Here is a 26186-nt window from a genome sequence, read left to right as displayed (position 1 = left end):
CATAAAAAATAAACAGTAAAATTAGGATTAAAAACATGAGTTTAGTAGCGTTAATTTCCTGGCGATGGTGGCAATTTTCAGTTGGGGGCACAGGCCCAGCTTTGGACTATTGTAACTAACAGCCTCTGATCTTTGCGGCACCAACCGCGGATCAGCCCCGCCGATGCGGGCTTTGTAAGGAAAGACCATGATTTTCAGCCATATCACCCAACAAGCCGGCCAGGTGGCCAGCATTAGCCAGACAGTGCCTTATCAGGCCGACCCGCTGGCCTGTTACCAGCATTTAGCAGCACAAAGCCGTGATTCGCTGCTGCTCGAATCTGCCGAAATTGACAGCAAAGACAATCTGAAAAGCCTGATGTTACTGGATGCCGCCCTGCGCATTGAATGTAACGGCGGGCAAGTCACAGTAGAAGCCATCACTGACAACGGCAAACTACTACTGCCATTTTTGCGCGACAAGTTGCAAAATAAAGCCAGCCTGTCCATGGCTGATAATTCTTCCGAGCTGATTTGCCATTTTAGCCGCCCCGACCCACTGCTGGATGAAGACAGCAAACTGATAGCCGCCAACCCTTTTGATGTGCTGCGGGTCTTGCAACACGAACTTTTTAGCCACAGCAATGAGCCTTTTGCCATTTTTTTAGGGGGTGTCATTGGTTATGACATGGTGGCCACAGTGGAGCAGCTGCCCGAAGTGCCCACAGGCGATAACCGCTGCCCGGATTATTTATTTTATGTGGCTGAAACTTTGTTGGTACTGGACCATCAGGCACAGCAAAGCCGTTTAATTGGCAATATTTTTTGTGGTGAAGGCGCTATGGCCAATTGTTTTGTGGTGGGCAACAGGCTGGAGCAACTGAGCCAGATGCTAACCGAACAAAACACCACTGCCGCAGCACAACACAAAACCCAGAGCCTGTTGCAGGAGCAGTCACAACAAGCGTCAGCAGTAAAAGTTGATATCAACGACGCCGATTTTATTGCGCAGGTAGAACAGCTTAAAGAAAACATTATTGCAGGTGATGTGTTTCAGGTGGTGCCAAGTCGTTGTTTTAGTTTGCCTTGTGCCAACCCGCTTGCCGCTTATGCCAAACTGAAACAACAAAACCCAAGCCCTTATATGTTTTTCCTGCGTGACCGCGAATTTACCCTCTTTGGTGCATCGCCTGAGTCAGCACTCAAATTTGACGCCCAAAGCCGTCAGGTGGAAATTTACCCTATAGCCGGCACCAGACGCCGCGGTTTTAACACGCAAGGCCAGATAGACCGCGATTTAGACAGCCGTATTGAGCTGGAGCTTCGCCAGGACGACAAAGAAAAAGCCGAACACTTAATGCTGGTGGATTTAGCCCGAAACGACGTGGCACGCATCAGTGTACCAGGTAGCCGTTATGTCAAAGAGCTGCTGAAAGTTGACCGTTATTCTTATGTGATGCATTTGGTGTCCAGAGTCGTAGGCACCTTAAAACCTCAGCTCGATGCACTGCACGCTTATCAGGCCTGTATGAATATGGGCACTTTAGTTGGTGCACCCAAGGTAAGAGCGGCCGAGCTTATTCGTCAGGTGGAAGGTAAACGCCGTGGCAGTTATGGCGGTGCTGTCGGTTATTTATCCGGTAACGGTGATTTTGACAGTTGTATTGTGATTCGCAGTGCTTATGTTGAAGCAGGCAAAGCTTATATTCAGGCCGGTGCCGGGGTGGTGTATGACTCCATCGCCAAAGCCGAAGCTGATGAGACCCGCAGTAAAGCCCAGGCGGTGGTGACTGCCATTCTGGCCGCCGGAGGTGCGCAATGAGTACTATCAACCCACAGAGCATTGCAACAACCAGCAAAACCATCGTCTATCTGCTCGATAACAAAGACTCTTTTACCTACAACCTGGTGGATGAGCTGGCGCAGCTTCATTGTGAATTAAAGCTCTACCGTAATACGGTGCCGGCTGAATTTATTTTTGCCAAAATGCAGCAGGATGCCAACAGCCACAAAGTGCTGTTGTTATTATCCCCTGGCCCTGGCGCCCCTGCCGAAGCGGGCTCTATGCCTGAGCTTATCCGGCTTTGCGCCGGTGTGTTCCCTATGCTGGGCATTTGTCTGGGTCATCAGGCTTTAGTCGAGCATTATGGCGGCACCGTTGGCCGTGCCGGTGAAACAGTGCATGGTAAAACCTCCTTGATTGAGCTGGATGAACACCCGGTGTTTCACAACTTACCAAGACCTTTTGCCGTAGCGCGTTATCACTCGCTCATGGCCACTCAGGTGCCGGACAGCCTGCAGGTGATTGCACGCTATCAGCATATTCCGATGGCCATTTTCCATGCTGAGCACAAGGTGCTGGGGTTTCAGTTCCATCCGGAGTCGATTTTAACGACGCTGGGTAAACCTTTATTGGCGCAAAGCCTGGCTTATCTGGGAGATGCTGCATGAACAACACAGCTATTCAGACCCAAGGCCAAAATAACAGCTTTAATGCCCAGCCTTATTTACACCAGCTACTGGCCGGTGAAGCGCTGACTCAAGCACAAAGTGAAGCTTTTTTTGCCGCAGTAGCCGCTGGTTTAGTGGAGCCAGTGCTGTTATCGGCGGTGCTGGTTGCACTGAAACTTAAAGGTGAAACGGCTGATGAAATTGCCGGTGCAGCACTGGCCTTTCGCGCTGCTGCCACCGCTTTGCCAGTCACAAAGCGTGCTGCTATTGACTGCTGCGGCACAGGTGGTGATGGCAGCAATACCATTAATATCTCGACCACTGCTGCTATAGTGGCGGCAGCTATGGGCCTTGTCGTCAGCAAACATGGCAACCGCAGTGTGTCCTCGCAAAGTGGCTCGGCCGATTTATTTGAAAAGCTTGGCGTGAATATTCAGATGAGCCCGCAGCAGGCCGCCAGCGCTTTGGATAAAGCCGGAGTCAGCTTTTTATTTGCACCTTTGTATCACCCGGGCATCCGCCATGCCATGCCGGTACGCACAGCGCTTAAAACCCGCACTTTGTTTAACCTGCTTGGGCCTTTACTCAACCCGGCCGCACCTGATTTTCAGCTCTTGGGCGTGTACGACGCCAAATTGTGCAAAGTGATGGCACAAGCGCTGAAACAACTGGGCGTTCAGCGTGCCTGGGTAGTACATGGCGCCGGTTGTGATGAAATTGCTTTGCATGGCGTGACGCAGGTCTGTGAAGTACGGGACTGTGAGCTTTTTGAATTTAGCTTAACAGCCGCCGATTTTGGCCTGGGATCGCAACCACTGAGTGCACTCAAAGGCGGCGACCCCAGCCATAACGCTGCCGCCAGCCTTGCCATTTTAAATGGCACAGCACCAGAGGCGCACAAGGCCGCTATTGCCGCGAACGTGGCCGCCATGCTGAAAATTTGTGGCCAGGGTGAAGATTTAGCCGCCAACTGCCAACAAGTTTTAGCGCTTTTACAAACAGACGCAGCCATGCGACCCCTAACGTTGTTACAGGAGGCCAGTTATGGCTAACGTGTTAGAAAATATTATTCACCACAAAAGGTTAGAAGTGAGCGAGCGCAAAATCAGCCAGCCGCTTGAGACTTTTATTGCCGATGTAACACCCACATCCCGCAAATTTTTACAGGCGCTGTTACAACCTGGTGCCCGTTTTATTCTGGAATGTAAAAAAGCGTCCCCTTCCAAAGGTTTAATTCGCGCCAATTTTGATTTAGACGAAATTGCCGCTGTGTATGGCAAATACGCCGACTGTATTTCGGTACTGACCGACGAAAAGTTTTTTCAGGGAAGTTATACATATTTAGCCAGTATGCGGCAAAAAGTCACGCAGCCGCTTTTACACAAAGATTTTATCATCGACCCTTATCAGATTTATTTAGGCAGGCTTCATGGTGCTGACGCTGTGCTCTTGATGTTGTCGGTGTTATCAGACGAGGAATACCAACACCTTGCCAAAGTTGCGCAGGAGCTGGGTATGACTGTGCTGACGGAAGTGAGCAATGAAGAAGAAACCTTGCGCGCTGTGGCACTGAAAGCTGAGCTGATTGGCATTAATAACCGCGATTTACGTACTTTAACCACTCATTTAGAGACCAGTTTCCGCCTTGCCCGGTTGATCCCGCCAGGGACCCCTGTCGTATCTGAATCCGGTATTTATTTTAATCCTCAGGTGCGCAAGCTACGTAAAGTGGCCAAAGCCTTTTTGGTGGGCAGTGCGTTAATGGCAGAGCCGGATCTGGAAAATGCAGTCCGTGCTTTAGTGCTGGGCACACATAAAGTCTGTGGCCTGACTACTGCTGAACAAGCACAAGCCGTGTATCAGGCTGGTGCATATTATGGCGGGTTAATTTTTTATCCGGCCTCACCCCGTGCGGTGAATTTGGCACAGGCGGCATCTATAGTTGCGGCGGCGCCACTGAATTTTGTCGGTGTTTTTGTTAATGAAACCCCGGAACAAGTGGCATTGATAGCGCATGAACTTAGATTAAGCGCGGTGCAGCTGCATGGTGATGAAGACGATGCCTATCTTCAAAAGCTCAGAGGCTTATTGCCCAAAACCACTGCCATCTGGAAAGCCTACAGAGTCAAAGACAAACTGCCGCAGTTCAGCCCACTTGCCGACAAAGTGATGCTGGACAGTTATCAGCAGGGTTTACCGGGAGGCACCGGCGTGCGTTTTGACTGGGCACTGCTACAACAGCAGTTTGCCGGGGATTTTGATAACAAACTACTGCTGGCCGGTGGTTTAACGCCGGACAATGTGACCGCAGCCTTGCACTTGCCGGTGGCCGGCCTTGATATGAACTCAGGCCTGGAGAGCGCCCCAGGCGTCAAAGATCCGGCCAAAATTTCCCAAGCATTTCAACAGATCAGAGAATTCAGTTATGACTAAGCCTTTATTAAACCCTTATTTTGGTGAATACGGCGGTATGTTTGTACCGCAATTATTGGTACCTGCGCTGCGTCAGCTGGAGCAGGCTTTTGTTGATGCACAAAAGGACCCGGCCTTTTTAGCCGAGTTCCAGCATCTGCTGACGCACTACGCCGGCAGGCCCACACCGCTGACGTTGTGCCGCAATATCAGCCCCAACCCGCTGGTGAAAATTTATTTAAAACGCGAAGATTTATTGCACGGCGGCGCCCATAAAACCAATCAGGTGTTAGGTCAGGCTCTGCTTGCCAAGCGGATGGGCAAAAAAGACATTATTGCTGAAACTGGCGCCGGTCAGCATGGTGTGGCCACCGCTTTAGCCTGCGCGTTGCTTGGGCTTAACTGCAAAATTTATATGGGCGCCAAAGATATTGAACGTCAGGCCCCCAATGTGTTTCGGATGAAACTGATGGGCGCGACTGTGATTCCGGTTACTGCAGGCTCAGGTACTTTAAAAGACGCGGTCAACGAAGCCATGCGCGACTGGTCAGCCAGTTATGCCACCAGCCATTATCTGCTGGGCACTGCGGCAGGCCCACACCCGTTCCCGACCATAGTGCGGGAATTTCAGAAGATGATTGGCGAAGAAGCCAAACAACAAATTCTGCAAGCGGAAGGCAAATTACCGGATGCAGTGCTCGCTTGTGTTGGGGGTGGCTCCAACGCTATTGGCATGTTCGCCGATTTTATTCCGCACGAAGAAGTCAAACTGATTGGTGTCGAGCCAGGTGGTATGGGTATCAACACCCATCAGCATGGTGCAGCGCTTTCAACCGGCAGTTTTGGTATTTTGCATGGCGCCTATACCGCCATTATGCAAACCGCGGACGGCCAGATTGAAGAATCATATTCTATTTCAGCTGGCCTGGATTACCCGGCCGTAGGCCCACAACACACTTATTTAGCCTCTATTGGCCGTGCTCATTATGTGGCCATTAACGACGATGAAGCTTTGGCAGCCTTTCAGCTACTGGCCAAAACCGAAGGGATTATTCCGGCGCTGGAAAGTTCTCATGCTTTAGCCCATGCGCTGAAAATGGCCGAAGCCGCCACAGAACCTACTGTGCTTTTAGTGAATTTATCGGGTCGTGGTGATAAAGATTTAGGCCATGTGATGGCTGTACTGGCTGAGCATCAGGCGGCAGAAATTGCCCAGAGACAACTGACTGAACAGGCCGCCGAGCGCCAGCATCAGAGCAAATAAGGGAAAGGAAGTAATATGTTACGTTATGATTTGATGTTCAAGCGTTTAAACCAAGCCCATCAGGGAGCCTTTGTGCCTTTTGTCACCATCGGCGACCCTTCGCTGGACTTGTCTTTTGACATTATCAAAACACTGATCGACAACGGTGCTGACGCTCTGGAGCTGGGTATTCCGTTTTCCGACCCTATTGCCGATGGCCCAACTATTCAAAACGCCAATATCCGCGCTTTGGCAGCTGGGGTGACACCGGCACAATGTTTTGAATTAATTACCAAAATCCGCGCTTATGATGCCGATATCCCTATAGGTTTATTGCTGTACAGCAACCTGGTGATGGCCCGTGGGATCGAACATTTTTACCAGCAAGCCAAAACAGCAGGTGTGGATTCAATATTGATTGCCGACGTGCCGCTGCATGAAAGCCAAATGTTCAGAAAGGCTGCACAAAAACATGATATTGCACAGATCTTTATCGCACCGCCCAATATCGACACCGACGGGTTAAATGAGCTGGCAAGTTATGGCCGCGGTTACACGTATTTGTTAAGCCGCGCCGGTGTGACTGGCACTGAAACCGCAGCTGCTATGCCAGCCTCACAGTTGGTGCAACAGCTTAAGGACGTGCATGCAGCACCCACTTTGCTGGGTTTTGGTATTTCCAAACCAGAGCATGTCAAAGCAGCATTGGCCGCCGGCGCCGCCGGTGCTATCTCGGGCTCTGCCATAGTGCAGATCATCGAGCAGCATCATGGTGAGCCTGCAATACTGCTGGCCGAGCTGGCCGGTTTTGTGGCCGCAATGAAAGCAGCAACTTAATTCCGTACCGACACTGATGTTATTGCCGATCAGTAACCACGGCTGATTGGCAATAAAGATTGAAAAAATGTAAACATTCTAATAAGTTATCCTCTTACATATTTAGCAGGAGCGTAAAATGTTAAGGATAACTTCCAGTATCAACCCATTACGGTCGCTTGTTTTTACCTCAGTGTTATTGTGCCCGGTCTTCAGTGCTGTAAGCCTTGCGACTGAACAGCCTCCCATTCTCGAATTTGAACCCAACTGTGCTCCTACAATAGTCTCCACTGAAACTTTATTTAAGGTCTTATCGCCGTCGGAAAGCAGTGGCCAAACTGAAATTAGCGTTGCGTCAACAACGCTGCTACAACAAATGCGACAACTGGCCGCCGATAAAAAAGCAGATGCGCTTATTATCCGGCAACTGGCAGCCAAAAGTCGTAAATCACTGGTCCCGAATGCAGTGCCGCAACGGCGGTTAACGCTGGTTGCTGATTTAATTCATTTTTGTTCTGACGACACCAGCTTGTCAGACCGCACGACCCTTTTTGATAAAAACGGCAACAAGTCATTTACACTCCCATCGCTCAAACTGAGTTTACATACACCAGCAACTTTTTCGGCTGAACCACAGCAAGTACTACCGCAGCCGCGTCGGGTCGTTTCACTGCAACAAGGCGCTTATGGATTATTACCAGGAATGACCCAAACCGAGGTGCTTGAGCTCGCTGGCCCACCGGATATTCAAATTACCCTTAAAACCGGCCACAAAGCCTGGGCTTATGGCCGTTATTTATGGTTAATATTGGATGACAGACTGCAACAAATTCATTACCGCGCTCAAGTGTTGTCGGGTTACGGGATCAATCTGGCTGAAATGAGCACTCAGTTCGAACGGGTGTGGCAGCTTGATGGCAAGTTGCCGCAACGCACTGCACTTGCCAAAGTAAAAAGGTATTTAACGGAACAAAAACAAGATCACCAGTCAACGGATTCAACCGAATTGCTGTTGCAAAACAATAAACATCAATTAATGCTGAATTTTGAACTACACCAGGCTGATATGGCACAACCGGCAGTCCCATTGTTAACTGAGTTCAGTCTGTACCCCAAAGACCAAAAAAAAATTGCGTTGGAACCGCTGCAACTTGACTGGCAGCCCCTGCTGCCGCTGCTATCGGTATTAGCACCAAACCAACAGCAGCAAAAGCCGCAACTTAGCAGATTAACGGCATTATTGGCCTCACCACATTTTCAGGTGATTGAGCGTAAAGATAAAAACTGGCTGGTGTTTGGCGATTATCTGCAGTTACATATCAAAAACAATGAAGTGCAGGAACTCAGGCTGACGCCGGCCTTTTCAGAGTTAAATGCCAACAAAGCTCTTCCCCTCGCGTTGCTGCATGCCTTGGATCTGCCTGATAACGGTCAACAACTGAAGCAACAATATCCGCACGCTCAGAGGTTTGCCGACAAAGTGTTGCTGCAGTTGCAGCAAGATCTGAGTTCACAGTCGATTGAGGTTCTCATCGACCCTGACAGTCCGGATGAAAAAATTGAGCAATTATCTATCCGTTATTACTAACGCTCTGGCCCAAATAAAACAACTACCTTGTGAGAACTTGCAACATAAGGCAGCGTTTTATCAAAGACTTAGTGCCCACTTTTATCCCACATCCGCCCTACATCAGTTACTTGCTCAGGCCTGCGGAGGCGGCAGCTCGTCACGACCCCGCGATAAAACCGCCTGACGAATTTGCCATTAGCGGTTAAAATGGCCACTTTTGCAGCAGCGCCCCTGCGCTGCTGATTTTGTGGAGTTGCCGGATGTTGTTCAAAAAGCCCAAAACCGTCGCAGTATGTGCCTTATTGGTCTGTGGCCTGAGCCCAAGTTTTGCGGTCTTTGCCACAGCCAAAAAAGTCTCGATAGAACCGGCTTTACACCATAACAGCGACGTCACCCATACTTTGCCTTGTGTGGTGGCTGCGCCTGTGACTCACCGTATTGCCAGCCATGCCAGTGCTGAATTACTGGAATTGTTACCTGTGGGCACTTCGGTGAAAAAAGGCCAGCTGGTGGCGCGGCAGGACGATATTTATCTGAATCAGCAAATTGCGCTTATTCGCACCGACATTGAATCGGCGCGGGTGGCCAAAGCTTTTGCTGCCGACGAATTTAACCGTGCTGCTATGCTCGGCAAAAAAGGCCTGGCGTCCTCTGCTGAAATGAACAAATTTAAACTGCAACTGGACAGCGCCAGCCTGAAAATGCAGCGACTAGAGTTGGAGCTGCAGCTGGCCGAAGCCCGGCATAAAAGATTAAAACACTATGCCCCTTTTGACGCCCAGGTGATTAACGTCAATTCAGAACCCGGCGCCCAGCTTGCTGAAGGCCAGGCCATTTTACAGCTGATGTCGACACAGAACAAACAGCTGGAATGTAAACTGTCGGTGATGGCCTATCAGAATGTGGTGGCATTAAAAGGTCACAGATTTGACTTTAATGGCAAGCCGTTAAAACTCAGGGAAGTCAGCCAGCAACTGGATGCCACCTCAGATAACCTGATTTTATATTTTGACCATCCGGCTAAAGACAAAAGGGATATTCTGGTGGGCTACCGCCAGGAAATTACCATGGCGGTAAAAGCCAATAATATTACCAAGGTGCCTTCAGATGCGATTGAACTCGAAGGAATTACCTATCACAGCTGGCGCGTTAAAGACAACGGCACTGTGGAGCGGCTGGATGTGGACGTGCTGGGCAGTACCGACAGTTATTATATTATCCAGTCTGACATTAAACCCGGCGACCAGCTGGTGGTCCGTGGTCAGCAAGGGCTGAATAATGGCCAGCAGGTGGAGCTGGTGAGTCGCGACTCACCACCGCCACCTTAAAGTTCCAAAAGCTTTCTTTCACAAAAACCTTCAGCAATGTACCGCCTGCGCTGCCGTGACTAAGACAACAGCAACAACACCAACAAAAAGCCGCTTTTAAAAGCGGCTTTTTACTCACTGAACAACCAGGCTCAGGCTTTGACTTAACGCTCCAGCAGCACCGGATATTTCAGGTAACTCTGATCATAAAAAGGCGAGCGCTGATAAAACCACTGTAATCTGGCACGGCCATCTTTTTTCAGTTGTTCATCCTGTTTTTCCGCATCGGCAAAAGCCTGTTTTAATTTGGTGTCGGTTTTTAACTGCTGCTCAATCCAGGGAATTAACGCATAAGTTTCAAAATATTCAGTGCGTTCAAACATACCGTGGAAAAAGCCCCAGCTAAAAAACGAATCCGGAGCCTGAGGTTGTAATAAAGCCACCGCCAGCGCACCTAAGGGCTGATCAGTACTGACCCGCACTGAACCTGCCGGCAGGCTGACATTCTGCCAGCTGATCTGAAAATCAGCACTGACCCCAAAACGGCCTTCAAAAGGTTTTTCCGCAAATTTGGGCGCTGAGGCGATCAGCTGCTGCAATTCCAGCGTTTTAGCACTGCTGAGCTTGCTCATCTGTACCCCATGCAGTGACAGTCGTTCTATGACATCCTGATACTGCGGCGGGATCCAATACGCTTTGGGCACTTCCACTTCCAGCGCCGGCACTTTTTCCCAATATACAGGTAAGTCTTGGTATTCCTTTGGCTCTCCTGTCCATTTGACATAAGAGCCTTTGAGGATGTCACTGTGCACCAGCTCGTAACCAATACCTTTAAACTGGATCAGATCAGGCTGCTCAGCCGCCTTAAATGCCAGTACCTGTTGTTGTGGCCGCGCATTTTCATCGGCTTTTTTCGCCAGTTGTAATACTTTGCCTTGCTCCTGCAATAACTTCAGTGTTTGTTCCAACATCACATAGGTGCCAAGGACACGCTGTTTATATGGTTTTAAGCTATGGTTTTCCACCAGCACTGTTGGCAAATGCCGCACATCACCATATCCATTGGAGAACCTGGGTGTTGACGTAGAGCCGGATAAACCTTTACTAAAATCCTGCGAGTCCAGGCCAAATACCAAAGGTCCCGGAATATGCCCCTGACGGCTCAGTGCTTTATCAATGCCGGGGCGGTACACCTGCGCCAGCCAGCTGGCCCCGTTCGGGCTTAAACTGGCAAAAGGTTCATTAAAGCCATAGGTGATGTCGTATTGATAGTCTTCACCATCGGTGACATGAATATCCAGATATAAATCCGGTTGATACTGATTAATAGCCTTGAGCACAGCCCGTACTTCAGGGCTGTCAATTTTGGCATAATCGCGGTTGATGTTCAGATTCTGCGCTGTACTGCGCCAGCCCTGAGTGGCGGGTCCACGTTGATTCATCCGGTTAAAACTGCCGCGTCTTTCATGGGCATCGACCGACAAAATCGGAATAAACAACAAATCAACATTATTTAATAAGCCCGCTTTGTCACCATGAACTATGTCACGCAGCAACATCAGGCCGGCATCTTTGCCGTCAATTTCACCACTGTGAATGCCCGCCTGCACCAACAAGGTGGGCCGGCCCGAGCGGCCAATTAAATCCGGTTGCTGACTGGCTTTAACCAGCACAATATCGCGGCCCTGTGGGCTTTGCCCGAGCACTTCAAGGCGCAGCGCAGGCGCACTTTCCACCAGCTTTTTTAAATAAGTCATGGTGCTTTGATAATCCGGGCTGTCGGTCAGCCCCGTCAGTTCAGCGGGCGTGACCCAGGGGTGCGCTGGCTGGATCAGGCTTTCAGAAGCCCCTTGCCAGGCGGCAACAGGTGGCAAATGGCTATCAGCCAGCACAGGCAGGGCCAGTGCGGCAACCACGGCTAAATACAAAGTTTTCATCGGGAAATGGTCACTCCGGCACCAAATAGTTTTTCATCAAGACCGGCCTTGCGCTGCTTGGCAAGGCCCAGGTTAAATTTGCGGATAATGTCACTGCAAGGCAAATAGTTGCGTGAACATACCAGATAAGCGCGCTGCGCTGTCAAGACAGGTTTCGACAGATACCGCACTTTTGCCGTTGGCGCAGGCAGCTGTTTGAGCAGTTGATAAGCCACCACAGGGTCCATCAGTACAAAATCTACTTTACCGGACAACAAATTTTGCAAACTGATGTAATCAGACACTGCGGTTTCAAGCTGAAATTCGCTTTTTTGCACATCAAATTCAGCGCCATAAAAATAGTTGGCTGTGACCCCCAGCCGATAAGGGCGCAGTTCATCCCAGCGATCGGGACTGAAATCCTGCTCCACCCGGCCTATCAGCTGTTGTTTAATTTCCACTAAAGCATCGGAAAACAACCAGTCTTGTTCCAGTTTGTTGGTTTTAAACCATAAAAAAGAAGCGGTATTGGGCTGCTGCGCCGCTGTTGGTACATTCTGCCATGGCATAAATTGTACTTTGGTGGCAACACCAACACTTCTAAAAGACTGCTGCACCAATTGTGTCAGCACCCCTTGTGGCTCAGCCAGCTCGTCAATATAAGGTGGATAACTATCAACCACCAGGGTGAGTGGCTGCTCAGCAGCGGCTGCAGACTGCAGCCAGAGGACTGGTAATGTGATCAGCCAAAAAGGCAAAGACAACAGCTTCATCAAGCTCCCCGCTCAGCATTCATAGACAGGGTTAACAGACTAAGGCAAGGCTGCAAAAATGTATAGCAACCTTTGGGAAACAGATTGATTCAACGGTGTGTCTGCTGTTTTAGCAAACATAGTGGCAACGCGTGATGGACGACCGCACATCATCCGAAAAAAAGAGCCTGGGAGCAGGCTCTTTTCTGCTGTTTTATGCAGGCCTATGCTCAGACCGGCGTTTTAATGCGATATACAGTGCAATATAACAGCGGTAAGAACAGTAACGTTAAGATGGTGGCAAAACCAAGGCCAAACATGATAACCACCGCCATACTGGCAAAAAAGTCATCACCGACCAGCGGTATCATGCCAAGTATTGTGGTAATAGCCGCCATTGCCACAGGTCGCACCCTGCTCACCGCTGAATGAAATACTGCCTCAAAAGCAGCCCTGCCTTCACTGAGCTCAAGCCGGATCTGATCAACCAGTACAATGCCGTTTTTCACCAGCATGCCCGATAAACTTAAAAAACCCAACAGGGCCATAAAACCAAAAGGCACACCTATCAACAACAAACCAAGGGCCACGCCAATAATAGCCAGCGGCACACAAGCCCAAATAACCAAGGCATCCCGGCTGGAATTAAACAGCAGCACAGTGACCACAAACATCACCAGATAACCCAGAGGTAAAGAACCAAACAAAGCTTTTTGTGCTTTGGTCTGAGCTTCCAGCTCGCCCCCCCAGCTTAAGCTGTAGCCGGTTGGCAAGGGAATGGCTTCAATCTGTGGTTTTACTCTTTTTAATAAATTAGCCGCAGTGTCGTTGCTTAAAATGTCGTGATCGGCCATCAACGTCAGGGTGCGTTTACGGTCACGGCGCATAATTTGTGGATCTTCCCAGACCAGCTCAAAACTGCTGACCACCTGGCTGATTGGGATATAACGGCCAATTTTTGGGCTGTAGATCTGTAAATCTTTTAACGTATCCACACTGCTACGCTCATTGAGCGGCGGCCGGCTGATGATCGGCAATAAATGGGTGCCGTCGCGGTAAATACCCACTGTTTTGCCGCTGACATGGGTCAGCAACACATCATCAATGTCCTGTTTGGTAATACCGGCACGGCGCGCCACGGCTTCGTTAAACACAGGCCTGATCACTTTCACCCGCTCACGCCAGTCATCCCGGATATTGGTTGCGCCCGGATCTTTTTGCATGATGGCTTTAGCTTCTTCGCCCAGGGCACGCAGCACATCCGGATCCGGCCCGCTGAACCTGGCTTCCAGTTTAGCCGCTGTTGAAGGGCCTACCTCCAGCCGTTTTAATTTTTGCTGTAACCTTGGATGCTGTTGCAAAATAAAGTCACGCAGTTTCAGCATCACAGGCTCTAACTGGCTTTTATCTTGCACCCGCACTATCAACTGGCTATAAGAGGGATAAATTTTTTCTGGCTGGTAGGTCAGCATAAAACGGTCAGCGCCCCTGCCTATGGTTGCAGTCACAGCCGTCACTTCAGGTTGTTGCTGTAAGAAGGCCGATACCAGCTGATTGTCTTCCAGCGACTGGCGGATATCAGTACCAGCAGGTTGCCATAAATCCACCATAAACATCGGAGTATTGGAGGCCGGGAAAAACACCTGTTTTACTTTGGCAAAGCCCAACACCGCCAGCACCAGCATCAATAACATGGCGCTATAACTCACCACTCTGTGACGCAGCACAAAATTTAATAACAGCCGGTAAACATCAAAAATCAGGCCGCGGTATAAGGCGTCTTGCTGATTGTTGTTGTCAGTGTCAGGCTGCTGTTTAAACAATAAACTGGCAAAAAATGGCGTCAGGGTGATAGCGGTCACCCAGCTTAATAACAAGCTGATTAATAACACCCAGAATAAACTGCCGGCAAACTCCCCTGTGGCATCGCTGGAAAGCCCGATAGGCGCAAAAGCAGTGACGGCAATCACAGTCGCGCCCAATAATGGCCATTGGGTTTGCCGTACTATGTGCGATGCTGCGGTTTTTAGCGGCAAGCGTTTTTGCATGCCTATCAGAATGCCTTCGACGATAACAATGGCGTTATCCACCAGCATCCCCAGCGCGATGATCAAGGCACCCAGCGACACCCGCTGCAGCTCAATCTGCATTTGCTGCATAAAAATAAAGGTGCCCAGCACAGTCAGTAGCAATATCAGGCCAATTAAAAAACCACTTTTCAGCCCCATAAACACCAGCAGTACCAAGATCACTATCACCACGGCTTCCACCAGATTCAGGATAAAACCATCGACCGACACCTGTACTTCGGCCGGCTGGTTATACACAGTACTAACGTCCATACCCACAGGTCTGGTGTACTCAAGTTCGGCCAGGCGCGCCGCTACAGCTTTCCCCACATCCACCACATTGACACCACTGCTAAATGACACCCCAAGGGTTAACGCAGATTTGCCACCAAAACGCACTATATGGGACGGCACTTCCTGACTGGCACGATAGACCTTGGCCACATCACCGAGGTAAATCAACTCTTTAGCGGCCGGATTACTGATGATCAGCTGCTCCAGCTCTTTGACCGACTGAAACTCACCACTTGGGTAAATCCGCACACTGTCAGGCCCAACTCTGAGCGAGCCGGCGTTTGACACCACGTTTTGGGTTTGCAATAAACTGGCAATTTGTGCAGGCGGTATGCCCAAAGAGGCCAGACGGGAGCGGGAAATTTCAACAATCACCTGTTCCTGCTGCACACCACCCACTGACACTTTGCCAACCCCGTCCACCAGCACCAGCTCACGGCGTAAAATGTCGACATAATCACGCAGTTCATCATCGCTGTAACCATCACCGCTGATGGCATACAACATGCCGTACACGTCGCCAAAATCGTCATTGACCATAGGTGGTTTGACGCCTGGCGGCAATTGTGGTGTTAAATCATGCACTTTACGGCGTAATTCATCCCAGATTTGCTTTAGCTCTTTGCTGCGGTAAATGCCCTTCATCTCCACCATAATTTGTGAAGTGCCGGCGGTGGAAATTGACGTGACATGATCAACATAAGGCAATTGCTGAATCGCATTTTCCAGCGGATAACTGACTTCCTCTTCCACTTGCTGCGGTGAAGCGCCAGGGTAACTGGTGATCACCATGGCTTGTTTTAAGGTAAATTGTGGATCTTCCAGCTGACCAAGTCCGAGATAACTTAAGCTGCCGCCAATCAATAAAATCAGCGCCACCAGCCAGGAAGAAGTGGTGTTTTTAATAAAATAATGTGCAGCATCCATCTGTTACAGCCCCCGCTCACGCTGCCATGGCCGCACTTTTTGTCCTGGCTGTAGCTGCTGGGTACCGGCTGTGACCACTTGCTCGCCCACACTCAAGCCGGAGCGGATTTGAATACCTTCAGCCGTCAGTTCACCTGTGGTGACAGCACGGCGCTCTACCTGCTGACTGTCCGGCAAATAAACCCAGACAAAACGCTGATTGTCTTTAAGCGCCACATCATTGGCGGCAAATACCGCAGTGGCAGGCACCAACAGTGCCGCGTCCGGCTGATGGGTTAACTGGCTTAAATCGGCGATGACATTGGCTGTCATGCCGGACAGCACATTAAATTCTTTGGGAGTTGGCATACTAAACACCACTTTAAAGCTGTTGGTGGCAGGGTCAGCTCTGGTGTCCCACTCTTTAATGCTGGCGCGGTATTGGTGCGCCGGGTAAGAGTCAAAAACAACTTCTGGCTGGTAAGACACGTCTTTTTTCACCAGCGCTATCACATCTTCCGGCACCTGGATCACCACATCCACCATATCGCGCAATTGCAGCTCCAGCACTGGCTGTTGTGCCTGCACGTTTTCATGATTTTCCACTAAGGATCGTGACACTGTGCCGCTAAAAGGCGCCAGCATTTCGGTGTAACTTAAATTGGTCTGACTGGTTTTGAGGTCTGCATCGGCCACCTGCAGCTGCGCCTTGGCTTCATCAAACATGGCCTGTGATACCAGTTTTTGGCCGATCAATGTATTGGCCCGGTCAAACTGCGCTTTAGATAATTGATAGCGCGCCTGTGCCTGTTCCACTTTTAGTTTAAAATCAGTGGCATCCAGCCTTGCCAGTAACTCACCTTTTTTAACCTGCTGACCAGGCCGCACCTTTAGCTCCGTCAGTTTGCCACTGACTCTAAAGGTCAGCCGGGCATTTTCGGTGGGTTCCACCAATGCCGGAAACTGCCGGATACTCTGTGCCCTGTGATCACTCACCTGATGTAATTTCACCGGCCGGATCACGTCTGCACTCTGTTGCTGCTCAGCTTTCTGGCAGCCCGATAATGACAAACTGACGACCAAAGCCGCGATCACTAATTTTTTGCCCATGCAAGGTTGCTCCATCAAAACATCAGCCACATTCGGGCTGGCACTATACAAGCCAATACATTCAGATTAAATTTATATTTATTGCATATCTTTATAAGATTAACTTATGAACTTAACCAGCCTGCAGATATTGCAAGCCATCAGCCAGAGTGACAGTCTGCAACAGGCGGCACTGCAACTGCATAAAACCCAGCCTGCGCTCAGCATGGCGCTGAAAAAACTAGAGCAGCAATGCGGCTTTACTATAGTCGACCGCAATCACTATCGCTTAAGGCTGACCGAAGCCGGACAACGTTTTTACCAACAAGCCCAGCAGTTGCTACACCAGCATGCACAGCTAAAATCGCTGGCCAAACATTTAAGCCGGGGTGCTGAAGCCAGTTTGCGGATTTCCTTTGACGAAGCAGTAGAACCCTCGCCCTTAATGCCCGCTATTTTGCAGGCACAGCAGCTGTTTCCACAGACTGAACTGTCGATTAGCTTTGATTACCGGCTGCAGGCGCTGGAAAAACTAAAACACCAGCAAACCGATTTGGCCATCAGTCCCTGGTTTCCGGTTTTTATCAGTCTGGGCCAGTTTGAACCTGTGGCCATTGGCGAGTTTGATATTTTATGTGTGGCAAGCCCGGGGTTATTGGCCAGACTGAACGAACCATTACAGAGCATCCAACAACTGCATGCACTGCCGCAGCTGGTGGCTGACTCCAACGCCCTTGATTTTGATAGTGGCAAACTACTGCCATTACAAAGCAGTCAGCGGCTGAAAATTAATAACAGTCAGAGTATGAAACAGGCACTGCTGGCCGATTTAGGCTGGGGTATGCTGGCGCGGCATCAAGTGCAGACTGAACTGGAGCATGGCACTCTGCTGCCTATTTATACCAAAGAAATGCCAGGCCCGATCCGGGGAGAAGTGCATCTGGTGAAACACCGTGATCAGCTGCTTGGCCCTGTCGCCGACTTTTTATGGCAACAATGGACTTCACAACAGCGGGTGACTGGTTAAGCCCTGTACCTGAGTCCGGCCTCCCCGCAGAGCGGAAGGCGCAACAGCGGCAGCACGCCAACAGTTTGGCGCACTGAGATCCCGCAGTCGCCCTATACCTAAAAAAAAGCCCTGCAAATGCAGGGCAATCAGCAAGGAACTACATTGGTTGCGCGGCTTGATGCAGTGTCTGCATCAAGCTTTGTCAGGCACCACACTCCCCTCAGAGTGCTGATGCCTGAGCTTGTGACACTATGACTTAGAAACGGTAGCTGGCGCCCACCTGATACAGGGTTTCGTCTTCGTCGTCCAGATAGTCAATACGTTTGAGCGACGCATTCAGTGCCAGATTTGGCAAAGCAAACCACTGACTGCGCAGTTCATAAGCATCGGCTTCGGTCTGGAACACACCTTTGGAATCCCATTCATAACCTAAGCCAACCGACAGATTTTTACCAAAGTAATAATCAGCACCGACGTTGTAGCCAGTCCAGGTCGAGTGGTTAAAATTACGCATACCGGCTGTGATAGCGATAAAGTCGCCTGTGTCTAAGTCCAATAATTTTTTCGTGCTGGCACCATATTCCAGATAAGTACTGCCATCAGAATCTTTCACATGGTAAATATCACCGGTGACTAACCAGTCGTTTTGCACAAAAAAGCCCAGTTTAGTGGTGGCCTCATATTCTTTGCTGTTGTTCACAAAACGCCAGTCTAAAGATGCATAAAAGTCGTGACGGCTATCCATATACTCGCCGCCGACAGACCAGCTGTTGTTATTGGCTTCAAACTCACCATATTCGATAGTGTCACGACTAAAAGTACCATGCACACTGGCCTGACGCTGCATAAACGCGGCTTCCGCCAAAGGCACTGCCCCTTCGGTTTGCACCGGTGCTAAATAAAAGCGTTGTTTCAGGTTCCATGAAGATAAGTCTGCACCTTCAACATCGGCCCAGCCATAGTTCACATCAGTTTGCGACTGATAAGAACCAGCCAAAGCTGTTGCAGACCCCAAAGATAACAAAGCAGGAACAAGAACAGGGAAAAGATAAGATTTCATAAAATGCCCTCCGGCTGTAAATAACGGGGCAAGCTTACCAAAAGAAAAATTAATTAAAACTGAATAGATAAATTTTTTTATGAATAACGTCGATAAATGCAAAATATAATTTATTACAATTAAAATTCATTAACTTACAAATTAGATCTTGCATTTATCTATCTTAAAAAATAGCTGAACATCAAATTCAGCTAAATTTAATTTTACTAAATCTCCAGCAAACCAGCCTTTAATGCATGAACCTGATCACGAAGCACAGCTGCCTGCTCAAACTCCAGATTTTTCGCATGTTGCAGCATCTGCGCTTCCAATTTTTTAATCTCAGCCTGCACCTGATAAGGTGTTTTGCCTTTGACCAGCTGCAGATGCTCAGCCACTTTTTGTTGTGGCTGGTTATTTTTTGCATCCTGGCCTAAGTCCATCACATCGCCGATTTTTTTCGAAATTTGTGTTGGGGTAATGCCATGTTGCTCGTTATAAGTCATCTGTTTGGCACGGCGCCGCTCTGTTTCATCGATGGCCTTTTGCATTGAGCCGGTGATGCGGTCGGCATACAAAATGGCTTTGCCTTTTACATTGCGCGCCGCCCGACCTATGGTCTGAATCAGTGAGCGCTCTGAGCGTAAAAAACCTTCTTTGTCGGCATCCAGAATGGCTACAAGCGACACTTCAGGAATATCCAGACCTTCCCGCAACAGGTTAATACCTACCAGCACATCAAAGACCCCAAGGCGTAAATCGCGGATAATTTCCACCCGCTCCACGGTGTCGATATCCGAATGCAGGTAGCGCACTTTGACATTATGCTCGTGCAGATAGTCGGTTAAATCTTCCGCCATTTTTTTGGTTAAAGTGGTGACCAGAATACGCTCACCCAGTTTACTGCAACGATAAGCCTCAGATAGTAGATCATCCACCTGAGTGGCCACAGGGCGGATCTCAATGACAGGGTCAATGAGGCCAGTTGGCCGCACTACCTGCTCCACCACTTCACCGGCTGATTTTTCCAGCTCATAAGCTGCAGGTGTGGCCGACACATAAATCCGTTGTGGTGCTATGGCTTCAAATTCATCAAACTTCAGCGGCCTGTTATCCAGCGCCGACGGCAAGCGAAAACCATAATTCACCAGATTTTCTTTACGCGACCGATCGCCTTTATACATGGCGCCAATTTGTGAAATAGTGACATGGGATTCGTCAATAAACATCAAGCCATCGGCCGGGAAATAATCCAGCAAGGTTGGTGGTGGTTCACCTTCAGCACGGCCGGATAAATAACGCGAGTAGTTTTCAATGCCCGAGCAGTACCCGAGCTCCACCATCATTTCCAAATCAAACAAGGTGCGCTGACCAATACGCTGCTCTTCAATCAGTTTATTTTCCGCCAGTAGCTGAGCACGCCTGGCAGCCAGCTCTATTTTGATCCTGTCGACCGCTTCGAGGATCTTCTCCCTGGGCGTCACATAGTGGGTTTTGGGATAAATAGTGTAACGCGCCACCACTTTTTCCACCGCACCTGTGAGTGGGTCAAACAGGCTGATACGTTCTATTTCTTCATCAAACAGTTCCAGCCGCACTGCCAGTTCATCCGACTCGGCCGGAAAAATATCAATGACATCACCGCGCACCCGGTAAGTGGCGCGTTCAAACGCCATATCATTGCGCTGATACTGCAGCTCAGCCAAACGGCGCAGAATAAAACGCTGATCAACAATGTCACCCACTTTCAGATGCAGCAGCATCTTCATATAAGATTCCGGGTCGCCCAAACCGTAAATAGCGGAGACTGAGGCGATGATCACCACATCCCGGCGCTCCATCAGCGCTTTGGTGGCTGATAAACGCATCTGTTCTATATGTTCGTTAATAGAGGCATCTTTTTCGATAAAGGTATCACTGGCCGGTACATAAGCTTCAGGCTGGTAATAATCGTAATAAGACACAAAATATTCGACGGCGTTATCGGGGAAAAACTCTTTCATTTCGCCATAAAGCTGCGCCGCCAGGGTTTTATTGTGCGCCATAATCAGCGTCGGCCGGTTTACGCTGGCAATCACATTGGCCATGGTAAAAGTTTTACCTGAGCCAGTAACCCCCAACAGGGTCTGATGGGCCAGACCCGCTTCTAAACCGTCCACCAGTGCCGCAATGGCGGTGGGCTGATCGCCGGATGGCTGATATGGTGAATGAAGTTTAAAGTCGCGTGACATAAGCTTTCCCTGTAAGAAACGCAAAAGCAACCAGTCTGAGACCAACAGAACCTGGTACCAACAGTAATAGAGGCCCGGCAGCTTTTAATTCTTTGCACTACTACAACGTTTTGACCCTTTGCAAACTGGCAAGCGTGCTCTGAAACCAATAAAAAGCAATAGCGGCAATGATCACATTGGCCAGTAAAGCGCCACTATACACACCCAACACGCCAAAAAGTTTGCCGCCAAGCCAGGCCATAGGCACATAAAACACAAAAAGCCGCACCACACTCAGTGCAAGCGCCCGCATCGGTAAATGCAGCGCATTAAAAGATGAATTGGTTAAAATGACGATGCCCTGCAGACCATACCCCAGTGGCAAAATCCAGATAAAACTGCGGATCAGCGAAATCACCTCCGGATCATCAGAAAACCACAAGGCAATCCACCAGGCGCCAGCAGCCAATAGCAAATACACCGCAAACTGCCAGCCAAGCACAAAACGGATACAAAGCTGATAACCGGTTTTGACCCTTTCGAGCTTTCCTGCCCCCAGATTCTGACTGACAAAAGGCGGCAAGGTCATCGACAGTGCCAGCACCACTAAACAGGCAATACTTTCAAGCCGGGCACCTACCCCATAAGCGGCCACTGCATGGGCACCGTAACTTGCCATTACAGCGGTTAAAATAGCCATCGCCAGCGGTGTTAACATATTGGCACCTGCTGCCGGCAAACCTATATGAAGAATACGTTTACTGATCGCCAAAAATTCTGACAGGGGCTGATGGCCACTGTTAATCAGACCTCTGCGATAAATGATCAGATATAAAATCAGGCTAAAACTTACCAGCCAGGAAATCAGGCTGGCAATAGCCGCCCCTTCAACCCCCATGGCCGGCACAGGGCCAATACCAAAAATAAGGATAGGATCCAGCACAGCATTGACCAGTCCGGAGCAAGCCATCATTAAACTCGGGGTTTTGGTATCACCTGCTGCGCGCAGCACGGCATTACCTATCATAGGGGTGATTAACAATACGGCGCCGGCAAACCACCAGCTCATATAATCATGGATAAAAGGTAAAGTATCATCTTTGGCGCCGAGTAAACGAAACAGCGGATCCATACAGAGATAACCCAATAAAGATAAAGCCGCCACCAGATAAGCCGACAACCAGAGTGCTGCCAGACCATCCGCTTTGGCCGCAGAGCTGTCGCCACTGCCGTGGGCTTTGGCAATCAGCGCCGAAGTGCCAATACTCAAACCAATGGCAAGGCTAATCACGGTAAAAGTGACAGGGAAAGTAAAACTGACCGCCGCCAGCTCTTTGGTACCCAGCATGCTGATAAAAAAAGTGTCCACCAGATTAAACGACATTAAGGTAATCATGCCAAACAGCATAGGCACCGTCATACGGGTTAACGTCTGCTGGATATCACCCTGAGTCATATCGGTTTTTTTTAAAGCTGTGTTGCTCATAAGCTGAGTCTTGGGGCAAGGGTGCGCTATTGTAGTGAAAAGTTGCAGCGAGCTCCATCAACAGCCACAACTTTTATCAGTTCTGCTGACAAAGCATTGCAGCACTTTATCCAAACTTAAAAAACAGCAACCAGAATTCAAGACGCGTCCCAACTCTCAACCCGGCCTGGATCCGGCATCAAAGCTGGTACAGATCCCGGAACAGAATGCCAAAAGGGCAGAATTTAGCCTGCTATCGCACAAAAACAGTTCACAATTGCCATATTGCCGACATCTTCGGCAGAAAATGCAGCACTTTGCCGCACCATGAAAAAGCATTTTTCACAAGCCATTGTTTTTAAAGCAATAAATATTTTTTAATTTAGATATTGATCTGGCGCTAAGCCGCATTATTGCTGGCTTCACACAGGAGTGACACCAGTCATCCACAAAGATATCCACAGATTCTGTGAGTAACATGCGCCAGCCCTTATCTGCTATAGGCTGGCGCCAGATCGCCTTTTTGCTCCTGCTGGATCAACGTAAAAACAGCAAAAAAACAGCGGCATTTGTTACTTTTTCGACACTTTGGCTAAACAATCGGCAAGTGAATCAGAATCAAAGATTTGTGCTGGTTTAACTGTTGACAGCCTGAAAGAGGCGCATTAGTATGGCGCCCCGTTGCAGACACAGTTCCTCAGTAGCTCAGCCGGTTAGAGCGGCGGACTGTTAATCCGTAGGTCGTTGGTTCGAGTCCAACCTGGGGAGCCACCTAAAGACAGATTCTTTTTATTTCACGATAAATTCCCACTGCCTTCACGGCATTTTGCCACATTCGACGCTTTAATCTGCCAACCGGCGTAAAGTCTGTTTATTTCACTGCAATTTTTTGTTTTAATTGAATTTATAGAGCTCATTTGTTCCTGTTGATTCAGGATGCCGTCTATAGTTGAGTTGATCCCCTGCGAAAATTGGAAAGTGCGCCGCTATGAAAATGTTACGGACCCTGCTTGTTGCCCAATTTGTCTGCGTACTGCTGCTGCTTGCCATAGTGTTAAGTGCACTGGTGACGACAGAACAACAACATGTCAAAGAAAGTTATGACCGCCAGAAGATAGCGCTGACGCAGCTGCTGAAAAACTTTGTTGGCGAAGATTACAAAACTCTGGTGCAGCAAATCCGCGCCAGCACCAATCCACAAATGTTACAGCTGAGCAAACTGGACGGCACAGTGTTGCATGAGCACAACAATGCCACGAGTGGTTCTACCCTGTTGGAACAAATTTTTAGTCTGACCGGTATCGAACAAAAAGCAGCCACTATTAAAAACGACGAACACCAGTTACAACTGCAGTTTATTCCGGATTTTGACCGTTCCAACGCCGTATTCCTGCAAGCGTTCTGGATGGCGTTACTGGCACCATTATTTTTATGTTTATTACCTGCCCTACTGACGCCGCTGTTATTAAAAGCACAACTTCGCAAAGTCAGTTACAACATCAGCCATGCCATTGAACGTTTTATGCGTGATCCGGCTGCTGAGCTGCAAACACAGGATTTAACAGATGAATTTGAAGATGTAGCGCTGTCACTGAACAAATTTGCCCAGTTTAGCCAGCAACAATTTAATGAAATGTCACAAGCCGCCAAACAGGTGACCGAAGATGCCTTTCGTGACTCTATTACCGGCCTGCCCAACCGCAACCGTTTTGTGCAATTTTATGAAGAACACCTGCGTGAAGGCAGTGAAAAAGACTTTGGTATTTTTGCCATCACCCGTTGTACTGAACTGCAGAATATCAACCAGAGCCGCGGTTTTCAGGAAGGCGACAAGTACATTCTGTCGGTCAGTGAGTTAATTCAGAAAGTCGCCGCCAGCTATCGCGACCACAAAGTGTACCGGCTCAATAGTTCCGACTTTGCCATTCTGCTGCCGCGTGTCACGCTAAAAGACGCGGAAAACTTTGCCACTCAGCTGCAAAGCAGGTTAAACGAATACCAAAAAATTGCTGAACTTGATTCAGTGGCTTATACAGGTTTGGTCAGTTATGAAACCGGCAAACCGCTGGGCGAAATTCTGGCCGTTGCCGACACTTCAATTAGCCTGGCGCAAACGAAACAAAGCAACAGCTGGCACGTTCAAAAAGACAGTGCCGTTGGTGAAATTGGTATAGGTGGTTATGGCAATCAGAACTGGCGCAATGTTATTGACGATGTGCTGGATAACGGTCGTATTTCGTTGTTATTACAAACAGTGCAGCCGTCGAACCGGTCGTCAAAAACCTATTCAGAAATTCTGGTGCGCTTTAAAACCATTGAAGATCAGATTTTGCCAACCGCATCATTTCTGGCCATGGCAGAAAAGCTGGACAAAATTATCGCGGTTGACCGGCTGATTATTGAAACTGCGCTCACCACCATTAAAAACCGCAATATGCAGGATCAGTATTTTGGTCTGAATCTGTCGCCCCGCTGTGTGCATGATGATCAGTTTGTCATTTGGCTGGAGCGGCGGTTACTGAAAGATGCCTCTATCGCGACCAAACTGGTGTTTGAAGTCAGCGAATATGGGCTGCAGCAAAACTTAAAAACCAGTAAAAGGTTTATCGACATGTTGCACCGCTGTGGCTGCCGCTTAACAGTCGAAAAATTTGGTGTGGGTATTACCTCCTTTAAATTCTTCCGTGATTTAAAACCGGACTTTGTCAAAATGGACGGCAGTTATACCCGTCATATTGATGAAGACAAAAACAATCAATATTTTATGCGGCTGATGATCGACCTCGCCCACCGTATTGGCGTGGGAGTGCTGGCCGAAAGTGTTGAGTCACAGGAAGAAAAACATATGCTGGAATCGTTATTTATTGACGGTACCCAGGGCTATTACATCGGCAAACCGGCGCCGCTCTGAGCGCCCTGCCGTAAATTTAAGCAAACAACAAACAACCTTGTTTTCTGTCGGGTTGTTTGCTGCTTTTAAAGACCGCATAATAGCGCACCCAAAATAACAGGCCCGTGCCAGCCCGCTTTTCTTGATGACACTGCGCCCGTCTGACCACCAGATGATGATGTGATGATGACTGAATTTCTGCTTTTACTCGTCAGTACAATACTGGTCAATAATTTTGTACTGGTAAAATTTCTTGGCCTTTGCCCTTTTATGGGGGTGTCCAACAAACTCGATACCGCCATTGGCATGTGTCTGGCCACTACTTTTGTACTGACTCTGGCGTCCTTGTGCAGCTATCTGGTGGACAGTTACATTCTGGCTCCGCTGGAGCTTGGTTATTTACGCACTTTAAGTTTTATTCTGGTGATTGCTGTTGTAGTGCAATTTACTGAAATGGTGGTGCATAAAACCAGCCCGGCTTTATACCGGCTGCTGGGTATTTTCCTGCCTCTGATCACCACCAACTGCGCCGTTTTAGGTGTTGCGCTGTTAAATGTCAAAGCCAACCACGGGCTGCTTGGTTCTGTCATTTATGGTTTTGGTGCCGCTGTGGGTTTTTCGATGGTGCTGGTGTTATTTGCTGCCATGCGGGAACGCCTTGCCAGTGCTGATGTGCCTGTGGTGTTTAGAGGCGCTGCTATTGGGCTTATCACGGCAGGCCTGATGTCGCTGGCCTTTATGGGTTTTACCGGTCTGGTGAAGGTGTAAC

The 26186-nt window shown here is 49.1% G+C and carries 18 protein-coding genes and 1 tRNA gene; 12 read left to right on the top strand and 7 right to left on the bottom strand.

Features of this window, described 5'->3' with window-relative positions; all coding sequences use genetic code 11:
- The first annotated feature begins 187 nt into the window (after positions 1 to 187).
- The 8 genes from V7P87_RS04755 to V7P87_RS04720 all read left to right on the top strand — a co-directional run bounded on the left by V7P87_RS04755 (position 188) and on the right by V7P87_RS04720 (position 9799).
- Positions 188 to 1801, top strand: coding sequence for an anthranilate synthase component 1 (locus V7P87_RS04755; protein ID WP_333796404.1), 1614 nt, complete (start codon positions 188 to 190; stop codon positions 1799 to 1801).
- Positions 1798 to 2430 carry an aminodeoxychorismate/anthranilate synthase component II gene (locus V7P87_RS04750; RefSeq protein WP_333796403.1) on the top strand — a complete coding sequence of 211 codons (633 nt, stop codon included), beginning with the start codon at positions 1798 to 1800 and terminating at the stop codon, positions 2428 to 2430. Before V7P87_RS04755 ends, V7P87_RS04750 begins: the two co-directional genes overlap by 4 nt.
- Entirely contained in the window at positions 2427 to 3482 is a 1056-nt protein-coding gene (gene trpD, locus V7P87_RS04745) for an anthranilate phosphoribosyltransferase (RefSeq protein WP_333796402.1), read from the top strand. The genes V7P87_RS04750 and trpD overlap by 4 nt, the downstream gene beginning before the upstream one ends.
- Complete coding sequence (gene trpCF, locus V7P87_RS04740) at positions 3475 to 4863, top strand: bifunctional indole-3-glycerol-phosphate synthase TrpC/phosphoribosylanthranilate isomerase TrpF (protein WP_333796401.1); 1389 nt, start codon at positions 3475 to 3477, stop codon at positions 4861 to 4863. The genes trpD and trpCF overlap by 8 nt, the downstream gene beginning before the upstream one ends.
- Positions 4856 to 6106, top strand: a complete 1251-nt coding sequence (gene trpB, locus V7P87_RS04735; RefSeq protein ID WP_333796400.1) for a tryptophan synthase subunit beta — start codon at positions 4856 to 4858, stop codon at positions 6104 to 6106. Before trpCF ends, trpB begins: the two co-directional genes overlap by 8 nt.
- 15 nt (positions 6107 to 6121) lie before the next feature.
- Positions 6122 to 6922 (top strand): tryptophan synthase subunit alpha, encoded by an 801-nt coding sequence (gene trpA, locus V7P87_RS04730; RefSeq protein ID WP_333796399.1) that lies wholly within the window; start codon positions 6122 to 6124, stop codon positions 6920 to 6922.
- A gap of 118 nt (positions 6923 to 7040) precedes the next feature.
- Positions 7041 to 8489, top strand: a complete 1449-nt coding sequence (locus V7P87_RS04725; RefSeq protein WP_333796398.1) for a hypothetical protein — start codon at positions 7041 to 7043, stop codon at positions 8487 to 8489.
- Between the two features lie 242 nt (positions 8490 to 8731).
- A complete protein-coding gene (locus tag V7P87_RS04720; RefSeq protein ID WP_333796397.1) occupies positions 8732 to 9799 on the top strand; it encodes an efflux RND transporter periplasmic adaptor subunit in 1068 nt (355 codons plus the stop codon).
- Positions 9800 to 9942: 143 nt separating this feature from the next.
- Here V7P87_RS04720 and V7P87_RS04715 read toward each other — a convergent pair whose 3' ends face one another.
- From V7P87_RS04715 to V7P87_RS04700, 4 genes are all read right to left on the bottom strand, one after another.
- Positions 9943 to 11715 (bottom strand): M14 family metallopeptidase, encoded by a 1773-nt coding sequence (locus V7P87_RS04715; RefSeq protein WP_333796396.1) that lies wholly within the window; start codon positions 11713 to 11715, stop codon positions 9943 to 9945.
- Entirely contained in the window at positions 11712 to 12467 is a 756-nt protein-coding gene (locus V7P87_RS04710) for a substrate-binding periplasmic protein (RefSeq protein WP_333796395.1), read from the bottom strand. The genes V7P87_RS04715 and V7P87_RS04710 overlap by 4 nt, the downstream gene beginning before the upstream one ends.
- A 209-nt stretch (positions 12468 to 12676) precedes the next feature.
- On the bottom strand, positions 12677 to 15736 hold the full coding sequence (locus V7P87_RS04705; RefSeq protein ID WP_333796394.1) for an efflux RND transporter permease subunit: 3060 nt from the start codon (positions 15734 to 15736) through the stop codon (positions 12677 to 12679).
- A 3-nt stretch (positions 15737 to 15739) separates the two neighbouring features.
- Positions 15740 to 16825: an efflux RND transporter periplasmic adaptor subunit gene (locus V7P87_RS04700; protein WP_333796393.1), complete on the bottom strand. Its 1086-nt coding sequence runs from the start codon at positions 16823 to 16825 to the stop codon at positions 15740 to 15742.
- 106 nt (positions 16826 to 16931) lie between these two features.
- On the opposite strand from V7P87_RS04700, the gene V7P87_RS04695 reads away from it, so the two are divergent.
- Positions 16932 to 17831 (top strand): LysR family transcriptional regulator, encoded by a 900-nt coding sequence (locus V7P87_RS04695; protein ID WP_333796392.1) that lies wholly within the window; start codon positions 16932 to 16934, stop codon positions 17829 to 17831.
- A gap of 238 nt (positions 17832 to 18069) precedes the next feature.
- Here V7P87_RS04695 and V7P87_RS04690 read toward each other — a convergent pair whose 3' ends face one another.
- From V7P87_RS04690 to V7P87_RS04680, 3 genes are all read right to left on the bottom strand, one after another.
- Complete coding sequence (locus V7P87_RS04690; RefSeq protein ID WP_333796391.1) at positions 18070 to 18873, bottom strand: putative porin; 804 nt, start codon at positions 18871 to 18873, stop codon at positions 18070 to 18072.
- A gap of 206 nt (positions 18874 to 19079) precedes the next feature.
- A complete protein-coding gene (gene uvrB, locus V7P87_RS04685; RefSeq protein ID WP_333796390.1) occupies positions 19080 to 21083 on the bottom strand; it encodes an excinuclease ABC subunit UvrB in 2004 nt (667 codons plus the stop codon).
- 100 nt (positions 21084 to 21183) lie between these two features.
- Positions 21184 to 22548, bottom strand: a complete 1365-nt coding sequence (locus tag V7P87_RS04680) for an MATE family efflux transporter (protein ID WP_333796389.1) — start codon at positions 22546 to 22548, stop codon at positions 21184 to 21186.
- Between the two features lie 673 nt (positions 22549 to 23221).
- Between V7P87_RS04680 and V7P87_RS04675 the strand changes: the two genes are divergently transcribed.
- From V7P87_RS04675 to rsxA, 3 genes are all read left to right on the top strand, one after another.
- Positions 23222 to 23298, top strand: a tRNA-Asn gene (locus V7P87_RS04675).
- A 217-nt stretch (positions 23299 to 23515) separates the two neighbouring features.
- Positions 23516 to 25438: an EAL domain-containing protein gene (locus V7P87_RS04670; protein WP_333796388.1), complete on the top strand. Its 1923-nt coding sequence runs from the start codon at positions 23516 to 23518 to the stop codon at positions 25436 to 25438.
- 165 nt (positions 25439 to 25603) lie between these two features.
- Positions 25604 to 26185 (top strand): electron transport complex subunit RsxA, encoded by a 582-nt coding sequence (gene rsxA, locus V7P87_RS04665; protein WP_333796387.1) that lies wholly within the window; start codon positions 25604 to 25606, stop codon positions 26183 to 26185.
- The last annotated feature ends 1 nt before the right edge of the window (position 26186 follow it).

Origin of the sequence: Rheinheimera sp., from assembly GCF_036782235.1 — a bacterium.
Classification (GTDB): Bacteria; Pseudomonadota; Gammaproteobacteria; order Enterobacterales; family Alteromonadaceae; genus Pararheinheimera.
The sequence above is the reverse complement of the archived record's forward strand: the minus strand, read 5'-3'. Positions and strand labels throughout refer to the sequence as shown.

What these genes read in the sequence shown, in the direction of transcription:
- V7P87_RS04755 (WP_333796404.1), top strand. Translation starts at nt 188, where the DNA reads ATGATTTTCAGCCATATCACCCAACAAGCCGGCCAGGTGGCCAGCATT.
- V7P87_RS04750 (WP_333796403.1), top strand. Translation starts at nt 1,798, where the DNA reads ATGAGTACTATCAACCCACAGAGCATTGCAACAACCAGCAAAACCATC.
- trpD (WP_333796402.1), top strand. Translation starts at nt 2,427, where the DNA reads ATGAACAACACAGCTATTCAGACCCAAGGCCAAAATAACAGCTTTAAT.
- trpCF (WP_333796401.1), top strand. Translation starts at nt 3,475, where the DNA reads ATGGCTAACGTGTTAGAAAATATTATTCACCACAAAAGGTTAGAAGTG.
- trpB (WP_333796400.1), top strand. Translation starts at nt 4,856, where the DNA reads ATGACTAAGCCTTTATTAAACCCTTATTTTGGTGAATACGGCGGTATG.
- trpA (WP_333796399.1), top strand. Translation starts at nt 6,122, where the DNA reads ATGTTACGTTATGATTTGATGTTCAAGCGTTTAAACCAAGCCCATCAG.
- V7P87_RS04725 (WP_333796398.1), top strand. Translation starts at nt 7,041, where the DNA reads ATGTTAAGGATAACTTCCAGTATCAACCCATTACGGTCGCTTGTTTTT.
- V7P87_RS04720 (WP_333796397.1), top strand. Translation starts at nt 8,732, where the DNA reads ATGTTGTTCAAAAAGCCCAAAACCGTCGCAGTATGTGCCTTATTGGTC.
- V7P87_RS04715 (WP_333796396.1), bottom strand. Translation starts at nt 11,715, where the DNA reads ATGAAAACTTTGTATTTAGCCGTGGTTGCCGCACTGGCCCTGCCTGTG.
- V7P87_RS04710 (WP_333796395.1), bottom strand. Translation starts at nt 12,467, where the DNA reads ATGAAGCTGTTGTCTTTGCCTTTTTGGCTGATCACATTACCAGTCCTC.
- V7P87_RS04705 (WP_333796394.1), bottom strand. Translation starts at nt 15,736, where the DNA reads ATGGATGCTGCACATTATTTTATTAAAAACACCACTTCTTCCTGGCTG.
- V7P87_RS04700 (WP_333796393.1), bottom strand. Translation starts at nt 16,825, where the DNA reads ATGGGCAAAAAATTAGTGATCGCGGCTTTGGTCGTCAGTTTGTCATTA.
- V7P87_RS04695 (WP_333796392.1), top strand. Translation starts at nt 16,932, where the DNA reads ATGAACTTAACCAGCCTGCAGATATTGCAAGCCATCAGCCAGAGTGAC.
- V7P87_RS04690 (WP_333796391.1), bottom strand. Translation starts at nt 18,873, where the DNA reads ATGAAATCTTATCTTTTCCCTGTTCTTGTTCCTGCTTTGTTATCTTTG.
- uvrB (WP_333796390.1), bottom strand. Translation starts at nt 21,083, where the DNA reads ATGTCACGCGACTTTAAACTTCATTCACCATATCAGCCATCCGGCGAT.
- V7P87_RS04680 (WP_333796389.1), bottom strand. Translation starts at nt 22,548, where the DNA reads ATGAGCAACACAGCTTTAAAAAAAACCGATATGACTCAGGGTGATATC.
- V7P87_RS04670 (WP_333796388.1), top strand. Translation starts at nt 23,516, where the DNA reads ATGAAAATGTTACGGACCCTGCTTGTTGCCCAATTTGTCTGCGTACTG.
- rsxA (WP_333796387.1), top strand. Translation starts at nt 25,604, where the DNA reads ATGACTGAATTTCTGCTTTTACTCGTCAGTACAATACTGGTCAATAAT.